At 70.4% G+C, this 15,298-nt stretch carries 14 protein-coding genes; 12 read left to right on the forward strand and 2 right to left on the reverse strand.

Features of this window, described 5'->3' with window-relative positions; genetic code table 11:
* From murG to AC060L_RS16850, 7 genes are all read left to right on the forward strand, one after another.
* Entirely contained in the window at positions 1 to 1,107 is a 1,107-nt protein-coding gene (gene murG, locus AC060L_RS16820) for an undecaprenyldiphospho-muramoylpentapeptide beta-N-acetylglucosaminyltransferase (RefSeq protein ID WP_483799561.1), read from the forward strand.
* Entirely contained in the window at positions 1,100 to 1,873 is a 774-nt protein-coding gene (locus AC060L_RS16825; RefSeq protein ID WP_483799562.1) for a cell division protein FtsQ/DivIB, read from the forward strand. Before murG ends, AC060L_RS16825 begins: the two co-directional genes overlap by 8 nt.
* Before the next feature lie 375 nt (positions 1,874 to 2,248).
* On the forward strand, positions 2,249 to 3,439 hold the full coding sequence (gene ftsZ, locus AC060L_RS16830; RefSeq protein WP_483799563.1) for a cell division protein FtsZ: 1,191 nt from the start codon (positions 2,249 to 2,251) through the stop codon (positions 3,437 to 3,439).
* Positions 3,440 to 3,565: 126 nt separating this feature from the next.
* The gene (locus AC060L_RS16835; protein WP_483799564.1) at positions 3,566 to 4,315 is read left to right on the forward strand and encodes a YggS family pyridoxal phosphate-dependent enzyme; all 750 of its coding nucleotides are present in this window, start codon (positions 3,566 to 3,568) and stop codon (positions 4,313 to 4,315) included.
* 198 nt (positions 4,316 to 4,513) lie between these two features.
* Entirely contained in the window at positions 4,514 to 5,116 is a 603-nt protein-coding gene (locus AC060L_RS16840) for a cell division protein SepF (RefSeq protein WP_483799565.1), read from the forward strand.
* 85 nt (positions 5,117 to 5,201) lie between these two features.
* The gene (locus AC060L_RS16845) at positions 5,202 to 5,492 is read left to right on the forward strand and encodes a YggT family protein (RefSeq protein ID WP_483799566.1); all 291 of its coding nucleotides are present in this window, start codon (positions 5,202 to 5,204) and stop codon (positions 5,490 to 5,492) included.
* 49 nt (positions 5,493 to 5,541) lie between these two features.
* Positions 5,542 to 6,852, forward strand: coding sequence for a DivIVA domain-containing protein (locus AC060L_RS16850; protein WP_483799567.1), 1,311 nt, complete (start codon positions 5,542 to 5,544; stop codon positions 6,850 to 6,852).
* 290 nt (positions 6,853 to 7,142) lie between these two features.
* On the opposite strand, the gene ileS is transcribed toward AC060L_RS16850, so the two are convergent.
* Positions 7,143 to 10,271 carry an isoleucine--tRNA ligase gene (gene ileS, locus AC060L_RS16855; protein ID WP_483799568.1) on the reverse strand — a complete coding sequence of 1,043 codons (3,129 nt, stop codon included), beginning with the start codon at positions 10,269 to 10,271 and terminating at the stop codon, positions 7,143 to 7,145.
* Positions 10,272 to 10,866: 595 nt separating this feature from the next.
* Between ileS and AC060L_RS16860 the strand changes: the two genes are divergently transcribed.
* The 5 genes from AC060L_RS16860 (at position 10,867) to AC060L_RS16880 (ending at position 14,215) form a co-directional block, all read left to right on the forward strand.
* A complete protein-coding gene (locus AC060L_RS16860; RefSeq protein WP_483799569.1) occupies positions 10,867 to 11,376 on the forward strand; it encodes a TraR/DksA family transcriptional regulator in 510 nt (169 codons plus the stop codon).
* A gap of 112 nt (positions 11,377 to 11,488) precedes the next feature.
* Entirely contained in the window at positions 11,489 to 12,133 is a 645-nt protein-coding gene (gene lspA, locus AC060L_RS16865; protein WP_483799739.1) for a signal peptidase II, read from the forward strand.
* 35 nt (positions 12,134 to 12,168) lie between these two features.
* A complete protein-coding gene (locus AC060L_RS16870; protein ID WP_483799570.1) occupies positions 12,169 to 13,110 on the forward strand; it encodes an RluA family pseudouridine synthase in 942 nt (313 codons plus the stop codon).
* An 11-nt stretch (positions 13,111 to 13,121) separates the two neighbouring features.
* On the forward strand, positions 13,122 to 13,619 hold the full coding sequence (locus AC060L_RS16875; RefSeq protein WP_483799571.1) for a GNAT family N-acetyltransferase: 498 nt from the start codon (positions 13,122 to 13,124) through the stop codon (positions 13,617 to 13,619).
* Between the two features lie 92 nt (positions 13,620 to 13,711).
* The gene (locus AC060L_RS16880; protein ID WP_483799572.1) at positions 13,712 to 14,215 is read left to right on the forward strand and encodes an LURP-one-related/scramblase family protein; all 504 of its coding nucleotides are present in this window, start codon (positions 13,712 to 13,714) and stop codon (positions 14,213 to 14,215) included.
* Between the two features lie 5 nt (positions 14,216 to 14,220).
* Here the strand turns inward: AC060L_RS16880 and AC060L_RS16885 are convergent, their stop codons facing one another.
* The gene (locus AC060L_RS16885; RefSeq protein ID WP_483799573.1) at positions 14,221 to 15,210 is read right to left on the reverse strand and encodes a mechanosensitive ion channel family protein; all 990 of its coding nucleotides are present in this window, start codon (positions 15,208 to 15,210) and stop codon (positions 14,221 to 14,223) included.
* Positions 15,211 to 15,298: the final 88 nt, after the last annotated feature.

Below are 15,298 nucleotides of genomic sequence, written 5' to 3' on the forward strand. Positions count from 1 at the left end.
GTGCATGTCGTACTCGCCGGCGGAGGCACCGCCGGTCACATCGAGCCGGCGATGGCGCTGGCGGACGCGCTTCGCAGGCACGACCCCAGCATCGGCATCACCGCGCTGGGCACCGAGCGCGGCCTGGAGACCCGCCTGGTACCCGAGCGTGGGTACCAGCTGGAGCTGATCCCGGCCGTCCCGCTGCCGCGCAAGCCCACCCCCGAGCTGATCACCGTGCCGGGCCGGCTGCGCGGCACCGTGCGCGCCGCCCAGGAGATCATCGAGCGGGTCCAGGCGGACGCCGTGGTCGGCTTCGGCGGCTACGTCGCGATGCCCGCCTACCTGGCCGCCAAGCGGGCCGGTGTGCCGATCGTGGTGCACGAGGCGAACGCCCGTCCCGGCCTGGCCAACAAGATCGGCGCCCGGTACAGCGACTTCGTCGCGGTCTCCACCCCGGACAGCAAGCTGCGCGACTCGCGCTACATCGGCATCCCGCTGCGCCGCACCATCGCGACGCTGGACCGCAACGCGGTCCGCCCCGAGGCGCGGCACTACTTCGGCCTCGACCAGCGGCTGCCCACGCTGCTGGTCTCCGGCGGTTCGCAGGGCGCCCGCCGGCTGAACGAGACGGTCCAGGCGATCGCGCCTCGGCTCCAGCAGTACGGCGTGCAGATCCTGCACGCGGTGGGCCCGAAGAACGAGCTGCCGCAGATCGACGACATCCCCGGCATGCCGCCGTACCGCGCGCTGCCGTACGTGGACCGGATGGACCTCGCCTACGCCGCCGCCGACCTGATGCTCTGCCGGGCCGGCGCCATGACGGTCGCCGAGCTGGCCGCGGTCGGCCTGCCGGCCGCCTTCGTGCCGCTGCCGATCGGCAACGGCGAGCAGCGGTTGAACGCGCAGCCGATGGTCAAGGCGGGCGGCGGCCTGCTGGTGGACGACGCCGAGCTGACCCCGGACTGGGTGCTGCAGAACGTGCTGCCGGTCCTCACCGACCCGCAGAAGCTGTGGGACATGAGCCGGGCGGCGGCCGAGTTCGGCCGCCGCGACGCAGACGATCTGCTGGTCGGGATGGTGTACGAGGCGATCGCGGCAGCCAGGGGCGGCCGTCGTCGTGGCTGACGGTCTTGACGATCCGCTGGATGAGGGCGAGGACGAGGAGGAGCACCTGCCGCGACTGAAGCTGTCGCGGCGGGGCGTCGTCGTGCTCGCCGGTCTGGGGGCGGGGCTGCTCGGACTGGTCGGCTGGCTGGTCTTCTTCTCCTCGGCCCTGGACGTGCAGAATGTCGCCGTCCAGGGGCTGCGGGACGACAAGCTGACAGTCGACCAGGTGCGCGGCGCCATAGGGCAGATCCAGCACGGTCCGCTGGCCCGGGTGGACCTGGACGCGGTGCGCCGCCGGGTCCAGGCGATCCCCCGGGTGCAGAAGGTCGAGGTCTGGCGCGGCTGGCCGCACACCCTTCGAGTGAAGGTGATAGAGCGTCAGGCTGTCGCCGCTGTCAAGGGCAGTAATGGACAATTCACCCAGATGGATGCGCAAGGCGTGAGTTTCGCCACCGAGGCGACACCTCCGCCGGGCGTTCCGGTGGTGGATCTGCAGCTCAGCCAGCCCGCCCAGGACGCGGCGGCGGTCTTCTCGTCGGCCGAACTGGTCCAGGGCGCGGTCCGGGTGGCGGCCGCGCTGCCGCCCGAAGTGGCCCGGCAGGCCGGTTCCCTGCAGGTCCGTTCGTATGACGACATCGAACTCGGGTTGACCAGTGGCGCGACCGTTCGATGGGGGAGTCCCGAGCGCACCGAGCGCAAGGCGACGGTGCTGCTGGCCCTGCTGCACCAGCGGGCGACGACGTACGACGTGAGCGCCCCGGACGCCCCGGCGATCTCGGGCTGACGCGGTATCGGGTAGGTTCTCCTGGACTCGTCAGTGCATTGTTGACGACTCGTCGGTGATTGGCCGACCCTTGGTGGTTACCCCCGGTCCACAGGGCCGGTCAATGATCACATAGGCTCAAAAGAAAAAAGGGAAGCTCGGCGTGTTCGTTGAACACGGGCCGCCCGGCACTTAGTGTCCTGTGTCACCAGGCTGTGTCGCGTGACTATCTGACACACGCACAGCATGAACCCTCAACGTCAAGTTTAGGGTTCGGGTCGGCGGTCTCCATTTCGGACATTCAGTCAGGAACCGGGCTCCCCACCCATCGACATCCGTCGGTTTTCACGACCCCGAGAACCGACCCGGAAATATCGAGGCGAGAGGGCCTTCGACGTGGCAGCACCGCAGAACTACCTCGCAGTCATCAAGGTCGTCGGCATCGGCGGCGGTGGTGTGAACGCCATCAACCGGATGATCGAGGTCGGTCTCAAGGGCGTCGAGTTCATCGCGATCAACACCGACGCGCAGGCCCTCCTGATGAGCGACGCCGACGTCAAGCTCGACGTGGGCCGCGAACTCACCCGTGGCCTCGGCGCCGGCGCCAACCCCGAGGTCGGCCGCAAGGCCGCCGAGGACCACCGCGAGGAGATCGAGGAGGTCCTCAAGGGGGCCGACATGGTCTTCGTGACGGCCGGCGAGGGCGGCGGCACCGGCACCGGTGGCGCGCCCGTGGTCGCCAACATCGCCCGTTCGCTCGGCGCGCTCACCATCGGCGTGGTCACCCGCCCGTTCACCTTCGAGGGCCGTCGCCGGGCCAACCAGGCCGAGGACGGCATCGCCGGGCTGCGCGAGGAGGTCGACACCCTCATCGTGATCCCGAACGACCGACTGCTGTCGATCTCCGACCGCCAGGTCAGCGTGCTGGACGCGTTCCGCTCCGCCGACCAGGTGCTGCTCTCCGGCGTCCAGGGCATCACCGACCTGATCACCACCCCGGGCCTGATCAACCTCGACTTCGCCGACGTGAAGTCGGTCATGTCGGACGCCGGCTCGGCGCTGATGGGGATCGGCTCGGCCCGCGGCGAGGACCGGGCCAAGGCGGCCGCCGTGATGGCGATCTCCTCCCCGCTCCTGGAGGCCTCGATCGACGGTGCGCGCGGCGTGCTGCTCTCCATCTCCGGCGGCTCCGACCTCGGTCTCTTCGAGATCAACGAGTCGGCCCAGCTGGTCAGCGAGGCCGCGCACCCCGAGGCGAACATCATCTTCGGTGCCGTCATCGACGACGCGCTCGGCGACGAGGTGCGGGTGACCGTGATCGCGGCCGGTTTCGACGGCGGCCAGCCGCCGGCGATCGTGCGCGACCCGGTGGTGAAGTCCACCCCGTCCTCGGCCGCCGCGCCGGAGCGTCCGAGCAGCCGCCCGTACGGCGGCATGGGCTCGGTGACGGGCCGTTCGGAGGAGGCCGCCGCCGCGAAGACCGAGACCGCGGTCGCCCCGCCGGTGCCGCCGCAGGTCCAGCCGGCCCGGCTGCCGTACGTGGAGAGCCCGGCCGAGGAGCTCGACGTGCCGGACTTCCTCAAGTAGTCAAGACAGGCGCTGCGTACAGACAGGCGCTGCGGGCCGGTCGGCCGACCGGCTTCGGGCAGCGCTCGATGCCCACCTCGCCCCTCGGGGGCTGAGGTGGGCATCGTCGCGTGATAGGCAGGAGATATGACGAACCAGCAGGAGACCGAGTTCCCGGCCGACCGCCTGGCGCAGCTGCGCGGCGGGCTGGCCGCCGTGGAGCACCGGATCGCGGCGGCCTGCGCGGCGGCCGGCCGACCGCGTGCCGAGGTGACCCTGGTCGTGGTCACCAAGACCTATCCGGCCTCGGACACCCGCCTGCTGGCCTCGCTCGGCGTGCGCGAGGTCGCGGAGAACCGCGACCAGGACGCCGCGCCCAAGGCGGCCGAATGCGCCGACCTGCCGCTGACCTGGCACTTCGTCGGCCAGCTGCAGACCAACAAGGTGCGCTCGGTGGTGCGCTACGCACACCATGTTCACTCGGTCGATCGGGAGCGGCTGGTCACGGCGCTGTCCGAGGCCGTGCTGAAGGCCGAACGTCCGGAACTGGGCTGCCTGGTGCAGGTCGCGCTCGACAAGGAGTCGGGCGCGGGGGAGGGCCGCGCCGGGGTGGCCCCTGAGGACGTGTCGGTACTGGCTGACAAGATCGCCGACACGCCCGGGCTGCGCCTGGACGGTGTGATGACGGTCGCTCCGCTGGCCGGACCGCTGGCCGGTGACCCGGCCGCCGCGTTCGCACGGCTGGCGGAAATCGCAACCGCCGTACGCGGAAGCCATCCTGCTGCCACGATGGTTTCCGCAGGAATGAGTGGGGACCTCGAAGAGGCCATCGCAGCCGGAGCGACACATGTTCGCGTCGGTACGGCGGTGCTCGGCGCGCGGTCGCCGCTCGGGTAACGTCACCGGGTAGTAGATCAGACTGCAGGACAAATCAGGACAATTCGACGATTCGTCCTGGAACGGCCAGCGAGAAGCTTGGCATCAATCGTGGATCGTATGTCCACGGCCCCGGGGACCCACCGTACTCGACAGAGGCGGGTTTCGCGGGCCCGGCCGGTGACGGAGCCGATCCACCACAGAGCGGAGGACAGGAGCATGGCCGGCGCAATGCGCAAAATGGCGGTCTACCTCGGCCTCGTGGAGGACGAGACGTACGACGGCCAGGGTTACGACCCGGACGACGACTACGACACGGACCCCGAGCCGATCCGGACCGGGCGGACCGAGGACATCCCGCGACCCGCCGCCGTACCACCGGCGCAGGTCGCCTCTATCGCGCCCCAGCCGGTGCCGGCCGCCGTGCCGATCCGGCAGGAGCCGCCGCGGATGGCACCAGTGTCATCCATCACACCCGAACGCCGTCAGAATCTGGAGAAGAGCGCGCCGGTGATCATGCCCAAGGTCGTGAACGAGCGAGAGCCTTACCGCATCACCACGCTGCACCCGCGGACCTACAACGAGGCCCGTACCATCGGGGAACAGTTCCGCGGCGGCACCCCTGTGATCATGAATTTGACCGAGATGGACGACACCGACGCGAAGCGCCTCGTAGACTTCGCGGCTGGACTCGTCTTCGGTCTGCACGGCAGTATCGAGCGCGTGACGCAGAAGGTGTTCCTGCTGTCTCCTGCTAACGTCGATGTCACGGCGGAGGACAAGGCCAGGATCGCCGAGGGTGGGTTCTTCAACCAGAGCTGACCCGGCCACGACGTCATGTGTGGAGCCGAAGCACGGTGAGTGACCGGTGCGGACACGATGAGGGAACTGGGAGGGACCTGCCCCGATGGGGATCGTCAAGGCAGTGCTGGACTACGCGCTGACCGTCTTCCTGGTGATCTTGCTGTTCCGGCTGGTCATGGACTGGGTATTCCAATTCGCCCGTCAGTGGCGCCCCGGCAGGGTCATGGTGGTGGTCCTGGAGGCCACGTACACTGTCACGGATCCGCCACTCAAGCTTCTTCGGCGGTTCATTCCGCCGTTGCGTCTCGGGGGCGTGGCGCTCGACCTGTCCTTCTTCGTACTGATGATCATTGTGTATGCCCTGATCTCGCTCGTGCAGCGTCTGCCGTGGTGAGCGAAGCGGCAGTATGCCAGTGTGCCGACGATCACGTTGAGGTGAAGAGATGCCGTTGACCCCCGAGGACGTTCGGAACAAGCAGTTCACGACCGTCCGCCTGCGTGAAGGCTACGACGAGGACGAGGTCGATGCCTTCCTCGACGAGGTCGAAGCCGAGCTGACCCGACTGCTCCGCGAGAACGAGGACCTGCGCGCCAAGCTGGCCGCGGCGACCCGGGCCGCGGCGCAGAACCAGGCCAACATGCGCAAGGAGCAGCCGCAGGACGCCCAGCGCCCCGGCGCACCGGTGCCCGCCGCCATATCCGGCCCGCCGGTCCCCGGCCAGCAGGGCCCGGGCCAGCAGCAGCAGCAGATGCCGCCGCAGCAGCAGCAGATGGGCCAGCAGCAGCAGCCGCTGGGCCTGCCCTCGGGCGCTCCGCAGCTGCCGCCCGGCCAGGGTGGCCCGATGCAGGGTCAGATCCCCGGCCAGCAGCAGCAGATGCAGCCGCAGATGCAGCAGCAGCAGATGGGCCAGACCATGGGCGGCCAGCAGCAGCTGGTGCAGCCGATGGGCGGCCAGATGCTGCAGCCGATGGGCAACCCGATGCAGCAGCAGATGGGTCAGCAGCCGATGGGTCAGACCATGGGCGGCCAGCAGCAGCTCGCGCCGATGGGCGCCCCGATGGGTCAGCCGATGGGTGGCCCGCTCGGTGGTCCGATGCAGCAGCAGGGTCCCGGTGGCGACAGTGCCGCCCGCGTCCTGGCGCTCGCCCAGCAGACCGCCGACCAGGCGATCTCCGAGGCCCGGTCCGAGGCCAACAAGATCGTCGGCGAGGCCCGCAGCCGCGCCGAGGGTCTGGAGCGCGACGCCCGTGCCAAGGCCGACGCGCTGGAGCGGGACGCGCAGGAGAAGCACCGCGTCGCGATGGGCTCGCTGGAGTCCGCTCGCGCGACCCTGGAGCGCAAGGTCGAGGACCTGCGTGCCTTCGAGCGCGAGTACCGCACCCGCCTGAAGTCGTACCTGGAGACCCAGCTGCGCCAGCTGGAGTCGCAGGCCGACGACTCGCTCGCCCCGCCGCGGATCCCGGCCACCGCTTCGCTGCCGCCGGCCGCGTCGTCGGTCGCGCCGTCCTTCGGTGGTGGCCAGCCGTCCTTCGGTGGGAACCAGTCGTTCGGTGGCGGCCAGCCGTCCTTCGGTGGTAACCAGTCCTTCGGTGGCAACCCGCCGGCCGGCAACGGTGCCCCGCAGATGGCCCCGGCCGGGATGACCCAGCCGATGGCCGCGGTCCGCCCGCAGCCGCCGCAGCCCATGCAGCCGATGCAGCAGGCTCCGGCCCCGATGCGTGGCTTCCTGATCGACGAGGACGGCGACAACTAGTCCCGCCCGCCCACGAGGCGCGCACCCCTGGCTCCTGCGCTGAGCCGGGTGTGCGCGCTTTGTGGTGTTCGGGGGAGGAGCGTGCCGGGGCGGTCCGAGCCTTGGCGAGCCCGCTGCACTGGCACGGAGGCGCACCCCCTGGCTACACGAGAGGCGCCCACCCGCAGAGCGGGGGGGGGGATCTCTTTTGGCCCAGGGAAGGGGTGTCGCCGAGTGGGTGCACCGGGGGTGCAATCACCGTTGCTGGTTGGTCCCTGCGTAGGGTGCGGGGGCCAACCAGCAGGGGGTGGTTAGGCCTTGCGGAGCTGGAAGGTCAGGCCCAGGCCCTCGTCCTCGAAGGTCTGCGACTCCCAGTCGGCGGTGCCCGCCGCGAAGTCCACGGCCAGCACCTCGTCGGCGACCAGCGGGCCGTGCTCCGTGACGGCGGCGGCCGTCTCCTCCTGGGCCGACTGCCAGCGCAGCACGATCCGGTCGGCGACGTCCAGGCCGGAGTTCTTGCGGGCCTCCTGGATCTGGCGGATCGCGTCACGGGCGATGCCGAGGCGCTTGAGCTCCGGGGTGATCGCCAGGTCGAGCGCGACGGTGGCGCCGGACTCGTTGGCGACCGCCCAGCCCTCGCGCGGGGTCTCGGTGATGATCACCTCTTCCGGCGAGAGCGCGATCGGCTCACCGTCGAGCAGGACCGAGGTGCTGCCCGAGGCGCGCAGCTCGGCGGCGAGCACGGCGGCGTCGGCGGCCGCGACGGCCTTCGCCACGTCCTGCACGCCCTTGCCGAAGCGCTTGCCGAGCGCGCGGAAGTTCGCCTTGGCGGTGGTGTCCACCAGCGAGCCGCCGACCTGCGCCAGCGACTCCAGGGTGGCGACGTTCAGCTCCTCGGCGATCTGCGCGCGCAGGTCCGCCGGCAGCTCCTCCCAGCCCTGGGCCGCGATCAGCGCGCGGGACAGCGGCTGACGGGTCTTCACGCCGGACTCGGCGCGGGTCGCGCGGCCGAGCTCGACCAGGCGGCGGACCAGTGCCATGTGCCGCGAGAGGTCGGTGTCGATCAGCGACTCGTCGGCGACCGGCCAGATCGCCAGGTGCACCGAGACGGGTGCGTCCGGCGCGACCGGGACGACCAGGTCCTGCCAGACCCGCTCGGTGATGAACGGGGTCAGCGGCGCCATCAGCCGGGTCACCGTCTCCAGCGCCTCGTGCAGCGTGGCGAGCGCGGCGGCGTCGCCCTGCCAGAAGCGGCGGCGACCGCGGCGGACGTACCAGTTGGACAGGTCGTCCACGAAGCCGGAGAGCAGCTTGCCGGCCCGCTGGGTGTCGTAGGACTCCAGCGCCGCGTCGGTCTCCCGGACCAGCGTGTTGAGCTCGGAGAGCACCCAGCGGTCCAGCTGCGGCCGGTCGGCCGGGGCCGGGTCGCTGGCGGACGGCGCCCAGTCGGCGGTGCGCGCGTACAGCGCCTGGAACGCGACGGTGTTCCAGTAGGTGAGCAGCGTCTTGCGCACCACCTCCTGGATCGTGCCGTGGCCGACCCGGCGGGCCGACCAGGGCGAACCGCCGGCCGCCATGAACCAGCGCACCGCGTCGGCGCCGTGCTGGTCCATCAGCGGGATCGGCTGCAGGATGTTGCCCAGGTGCTTGGACATCTTGCGGCCGTCCTCGGCGAGGATGTGGCCCAGGCAGACCACGTTCTCGTAGGACGACTTGTCGAAGACGAGCGTCCCGACCGCCATCAGCGTGTAGAACCAGCCACGGGTCTGGTCGATCGCCTCGGAGATGAACTGGGCCGGGTAGCGGCTCTCGAACAGCTCCTTGTTCTGGTACGGGTAGCCGTACTGCGCGAACGGCATCGAGCCCGAGTCGTACCAGGCGTCGATCACCTCGGGCACCCGGACGGCCGTGCCGGAGCACTCGCGGCAGTCGAACGTCACGTCGTCGATGAACGGGCGGTGCGGGTCGAGCGCACTCTGGTCGGTGCCGGTCAGCTCGCTCAGCTCGGCGAGCGAGCCGACGCAGGTCAGGTGGTTCTCCGCGCAGCGCCAGATCGGCAGCGGGGTGCCCCAGTAGCGGTTGCGGGAGAGCGCCCAGTCGATGTTGTTGTTCAGCCAGTCGCCGAAGCGGCCGTGCTTGACCGTCTCCGGGAACCAGTTGGTCGCCTCGTTCTCGCGGATCATCGCGTCCTTGACGGCGGTGGTCCGGATGTACCAGGACGGCTGCGCGTAGTAGAGCAGCGCGGTGTGGCAGCGCCAGCAGTGCGGGTAGCTGTGCTCGTACGGGAGGTGGCGGAAGAGCAGGCCACGGTCCTTGAGGTCGGCGACCAGCGCCTCGTCGGCCTTCTTGAAGAAGACGCCGCCGACCAGCGGCACGTCGGTGGCGAAGGTGCCGTCCGCCTCGACCGGGTTGACGACCGGGAGGCCGTACTTGCGGCAGGTCGCGAGGTCGTCGGCGCCGAAGGCCGGGGCCTGGTGGACGATGCCGGTGCCGTCCTCGGTGGTGACGTAGTCGGCGTTCAGGACGTAGTGCGCGTCCTCGATCTCGACCAGGTCGAACGGGCGGCGGTAGGCCCAGCGCTCCATCTCGGCGCCGGTGAAGGTCTCCCTGGTGGTCTCCCAGCCCTCGCCGAGCGCCTTGCCGACCAGTGCCTCGGCGACCACCAGCTGCTCGGTGCCGTCGGTGGCCACCACGTAGGTGACGTCCGGGTGCACGGCGGCGGCGGTGTTGGAGACCAGGGTCCACGGCGTGGTCGTCCAGACCAGCAGCGCGGCCCGGCCGGCCAGCGGGCCGCTGGTCAGCGGGAAGCGGACGAAGACCGAGGGGTCCACGACGGTCTCGTAGCCCTGGGCCAGCTCGTGGTCGGACAGGCCGGTGCCGCAGCGCGGGCACCAGGGGGCGACCCGGTGGTCCTGGACCAGCAGGCCCTTGTCGAAGATCTGCTTGAGCGACCACCAGACCGACTGGATGTAGGACGGGTCCATGGTCCGGTAGGCGTCGTCGAGGTCGACCCAGTAGCCCATCCGCTCGGTGAGCTTGGCGAACTCGTCGGTGTGCCGGGTGACCGACTCGCGGCACTTGGCGTTGAACTCGGCGATCCCGTAGTTCTCGATCTCCGGCTTGCCGGAGAAGCCCAGCTCCTTCTCGACGGCGAGCTCGACCGGCAGGCCGTGGCAGTCCCAGCCGGCCTTGCGGGCGACGTGGTAGCCCTTCATGGTCCGGTAGCGCGGGAAGACGTCCTTGAAGACGCGGGCCTCGATGTGGTGCGCGCCGGGCATGCCGTTGGCGGTCGGCGGGCCCTCGTAGAAGACCCACTCGGGACGGCCGGCGGACTGCTCCAGGCTGCGCTGGAAGACCTTCTGGTCCTGCCAGAAGCTGAGGATTCCGTGTTCCAGGGTGGGCAGGTCTACCTGCGCGGGAACGGGGTTGTACGTGCTCACTGGCGCCTCCGGCGGATGCGTGGACGGGCATTCCGACGGAGGGACGAGACGGCGAGCCGCCCCGCGGTACCACCCTCCTTGACCGCCGCGTGGTGCTGGTGGCGGCCCACTCCTTGGGCTTTGCGACCGGGTCTAGTAGGCCTGCGGACAGGCCGTTCTTCCGGCGGCTCCGGGGTGATCTTCCCGCCGCGCACACCCCCGGGCTCGCACCGTCCCCGGGTCGCTCATGGCTGCGTACGTCGGTACTCGTCCCATCTGCGCCTTGCCGGCCCAGTCTATAGCGCGGCCGCAACCGCATTCCGACACCGCGCGTCACCGACACGGTTAGCTGGTGACGATCTGGGCACAACTTTGTCAATGCCCGAGTACGGGCAGCTTCGGACCGCTGCGCGAGTGGGATCACTCAGGGCACCGGTATGTCCCGTTGTGACCGGATTCGATCAGGATTATCGTTCCGGCACCAGAGGCCGACGGGAACCGTCGGCCGGAGTCATTCGTAGATGGGGTCGAAGCCATGGCTGAGAAAGCAACGGGCGCGGGTACCGCCACCAGGCGGGCTCGGAAGGCCGTGGCAGGCGACCAAGGGGAGGGTTCCGTGACCACGACACGGCGGAAGACCAGTACCACCACCGGACGCGGCGCGGCCACCAGCCGTAACCACATCCCCGCGGGCTCCGGCGCGCGGGCGGGCGGCGCCGAGTCGGTGGACCCGGCCGAGCTGCCGGTCCGCGCGGGGGAGGAGCCCTGGACCTCGGCCGAGGTCGCCGAGCTGCACGCCGAGCTGAACGGCGAGCTGCTCCGGCTGCGGGCCGAGATCGAGACCGCCGAGGCCGCGATCACCGGCCTGATGCGCGACTCGAACGACGGCGCCGGTGACGACCAGGTGGACGCGGGCACCAAGAACATCAACCGGGAGAGCGAGCTGGCGCTGGCCAACAACGCCCGCGACATGCTCGACCAGACCGAGCGCGCGCTGGCCCGGCTGGAGGGCGTCGGCTTCGGCGTCTGCGAGTCCTGCGGCCAGCCGATCGGCAAGGCCCGGGTACAGGCGTTCCCGCGGGCCACGCTGTGCGTCTCGTGCAAGTCCAAGCAGGAACGTCGCTGAGCCGTACCGCTCGGTAACTCCAGGGCCGCAGACACGGGGTCGAGCGGGTGCGCGCAGCGCGTGCCGTACGCTCGACCCCGTAACGTCGGCCCCTTTTTCGGCAGCGGAGCGGATCATCACTACGCCAGGTTCCCCCCAGACCCAGGACGAGCCCACCGGGGCCGCCGACGTCCCGGCCGCTGCTCCTGAGGCTGCGGGCGGCGGCGGTGCGACCGCCGCGGACGGCGGGCGGGCGGCACTGCGCCGCCGCCGGATCGGTGTGCTCTTCTCGGTCGCGCTGTTCGCCTACCTGATCGACCTGTGCAGCAAGCTGCTGGTGGTGGCGAAGCTGGAGGGCCGCGCCCCGATCCGGGTGATCGGCGACGTGATGACCTTCCAGGTGATCCGCAACCCCGGCGCGGCGTTCGGCATGGGGCAGACCATGACCGTGGTCTTCACCGCGATCGCCGCCGCCGTGATCGTGGTGATCTGGCGGATCTCCCGCCGGCTGTACAGCCTGCCCTGGGCGATCGCGCTCGGCCTGCTGCTCGGCGGCGCGCTCGGCAACCTGACCGACCGGCTCTTCCGGGCCCCCGGCGTCTTCCGCGGCCACGTGGTGGACTTCATCTCGGTCCAGCACTTCGCGGTCTTCAACCTCGCCGACTCGGCGATCGTCTGCGGCGGCATCCTGGTCGTGCTGCTCTCGTTCCGCGGCAGCAACCCGGACGGCTCGACGCACCTGAGCCACAAGGCCGCCAAGGGCGACCGGAGCGAATAGCGGGAGCGGGAGCCGGTTGCGGCATACTCGTACGGGTGAGTACCGCAGCGCAGACCCGCACCCTTCCCGTACCGGACGGCCTGGAGGGCGAACGTCTCGACGCAGCCCTGGCCCGGATGTTCGGCTTCTCCCGAACGAAGGCCGCCGAGCTGGCCGCCGAGGGCAAGGTCCGGATCGACGGGACCGCCGCCGGCAAGTCCGACCGCGTGGTCGCAGGCTCCTGGCTGGAGGTCGAGATGCCGGCCCCCGCCGCGCCGGTGCAGATCGTGCCGATGCACGTGGACGGCATGCGGATCGTCCACGACGACCAGGACATCGTGCTCGTCGACAAGCCGGTCGGCGTAGCCGCGCACCCCAGCCCCGGCTGGACCGGCCCGACCGTGATCGGCCACCTGGCCGCCGCCGGCTACCGGATCTCCACCTCCGGCGCCGCCGAGCGCCAGGGCATCGTGCACCGCCTCGACGTCGGCACCTCGGGCCTGATGGTGGTCGCCAAGTCCGAGCGCGCGTACACCGACCTCAAGCGGCAGTTCCACGACCGGGTGGTCGAGAAGAAGTACAACACCCTGGTCCAGGGCCACCCCGACCCGATGAGCGGCACGGTGGACGCCCCGATCGGCCGGCACCCCAGCAGCGACTGGAAGTGGGCGGTGACCCGGGACGGCAAGCACTCGATCACCCACTACGACCTGATCGAGGCCTACCGCTCCGCCTCGCTGCTGGACATCAAGCTGGAGACCGGCCGCACCCACCAGATCCGGGTGCACATGTCCGCGCTGCGCCACCCGTGCGTCGGCGACCTCACCTACGGCGCCGACCCGACGCTGGCCAAGCGGCTGGGCCTGAGCCGGCAGTGGCTGCACGCGGTCCAGCTCGGCTTCGAGCACCCGGCGGACGGCGAGTGGGTGCAGTTCGCCAGCGAGTACCCGGCGGACCTGCAGAAGGCGCTGGACATCATCTCCGCCGAGAGCCAGTGAGCCGCAGCGACATGACGGACGTTGACGTGACGGACGCCGAGCCGGTGAACCCGGTCGCCGACATCCGGATCGCGCAGGGCGAGGCCGAGCTCGCGCTCGCCCTCGACGTGCGCCACGCGGTCTTCGTGGTCGAGCAGAACGTGCCGGTCGAGCTGGAGTACGACGAGCTCGACGCGACCTCGCTGCACCTGCTGGCGTTCGCCGCCGACGGCACCGCGGTCGGCACCGCCCGGCTGATCAGCGGCGCCGAGGCGCTCGCCCTCACCGGCGTGCCGGACCGGGTGCTGCTCGGCCGGCTCGCGGTGCTGGAGCAGGCCCGCGGCACCGGGCTCGGCATCGCGCTGGTGCGGGCCGTCGAGCAGGCCGGCCGCGAGCGCGGCGCGCGGGAGCTGGAGCTGCACGCGCAGGTGTCGGCGCTCGGTTTCTACGAGCGGCTCGGCTATGCGGCCGAGGGCCCGGTCTACGACGACGCCGGGATCCCGCACCGCACCATGCTCAAGGTCTTCTGAGCCCAAGGTCTTCTGAGCTCGGGGTCTTCTGATCCCGGGCATTGTGACCCCGGTGCTCTAACCTGGCGGAATCGTCTGCCTGGGGGTGTCCCTTGCGCTATCTGGTGCGCGACCGCATGTTCGCCTTCCACGAGGAAGCCTGGATCGAGACCGAGCACCGGGAGAGGGTGCTGCGGGTCGACAAGAAGCTGTTCCGGCTGCGGAACACCTTCCACTTCGTCGACTCGCAGGGCACGGTGGTGGCGACCATCGTCAAGAAGGCCTTCACCATCCACCACACGATCCTGGTCAAGCACGACGGCGAGCTGGTGGCCAAGTTCAGCAAGCGGTTCTTCAAGCTCTTCGGCGACCGCTTCAAGGTCAGGCTGCGGGACGGGCGCCGGTTGCGGATAGTCGGCAACATCTGGGACCGCGAGTTCGACATCCGCCACGAGGGCAGCACGCTGGCGCACATCTCGCGGCGCTGGTTCAGCTTCCGGGACACCTACGCCGTCGACGTGCTGAGCCAGCTGGACGCGACGGTGCTGCTGATCCTCGCGGTCTGCGTGGACCACACGATGCAGGACCTCAAGGGCGAGCAGCTCACCAACCTGTAGAGCCGTCAGCTCGTCCGCACCCGGGGCAGTGCCCCCGGGTGCTCGTCGCGCAGGTAGGCCAGCAGGTCCTCACGCACCGCGCAGCGCAGGGCGAAGGTCTCGTCGGGGCTGCGGGCGGTCATCGCGGCCCGCAGCACGATGGTGCTCGGCGTGCTGTCCACCACCCAGAGTCCCCACTGCTCGCCGTCCCAGTGGGTGGAGCCGGCCAGCGTCGTGCGCAGCCGCTCGCGCAGCGCCGGCACCGGCGTCGAGTGGTCCAGGTGCAGCAGCACGACCGCGAGCAGGCCGGGATCCCTGCGGGTCCAGTTCTCGAACGGCTTGCTGACGAAGTACGACACCGGGACGATCAGCCGCCGGTAGTCCCAGAGCCGGATCACCAGGTAGGAGAGGGTGATCTCCTCCACCACCCCCTGCTGGCCCTCCACCACGACGGTGTCGTCGATCCGCACGGTGTCGCTGAACGCGATCTGCAGCCCGGCGAAGAAGTTGCCGAGCACGTGCTGGGCGGCGATGCCGCCGACGATGCCGATGATCCCGGCCGAGGCGAGCAGGCTGGTGCCGAGGGTGCGCGCGGCCGGGAAGGTCAGCAGCATCACGGCGATGGTCAGCACCACGATCAGCGCGCTGACCACCCGGCGCAGCACGCCGACCTGGGTCCGCACCCGCTGGAGTCGCGAGGGGTCCCCGACACTGGTCTCGTAGCGGCCGAGCAGTGCCTCCAGGGCGGCGCCGGTGATCCTGACGACGAGCCAGCCGGTGCTGGCGATCAGCACCAGCAGCAGCGCGTGCCTGATGTCCCGTTCGAGCGAGCGGACGGTCAGCAGCAGACCGGCCGCCACGACCAGCTGCAGCGGGATCCGGCAGCGCCGCAGCAGCGTCCAGAGCGGCGTCTCGGTGTGCCGGGCGCTGGTCCGCTGCAGGAGCTGGTCCACCACCCAGCCGATCGCCAGCGTGACGACGACGGTGGCGAGCAGGGAGAGGATCGGCCACAGCACGCGCCCACGATACGCGGACGATCCGGACATATCCCGCCGGACGGGCGCTTGGCGAGGACCCTTCGGTCGATCCTCAGATCAGACGGAT

The sequence above is a fragment of the Kitasatospora sp. NEAU-69 genome, from assembly GCF_057158765.1.

Bases quoted from the DNA above. Each gene is read 5' to 3' on its own strand.
- AC060L_RS16835 (WP_483799564.1), top strand. From the start codon at position 3,566: ATGACGAACCAGCAGGAGACCGAGTTCCCGGCCGACCGCCTGGCGCAG.
- AC060L_RS16875 (WP_483799571.1), top strand. From the start codon at position 13,122: ATGACGGACGTTGACGTGACGGACGCCGAGCCGGTGAACCCGGTCGCC.
- AC060L_RS16840 (WP_483799565.1), top strand. From the start codon at position 4,514: ATGGCCGGCGCAATGCGCAAAATGGCGGTCTACCTCGGCCTCGTGGAG.
- AC060L_RS16850 (WP_483799567.1), top strand. From the start codon at position 5,542: ATGCCGTTGACCCCCGAGGACGTTCGGAACAAGCAGTTCACGACCGTC.
- AC060L_RS16845 (WP_483799566.1), top strand. From the start codon at position 5,202: ATGGGGATCGTCAAGGCAGTGCTGGACTACGCGCTGACCGTCTTCCTG.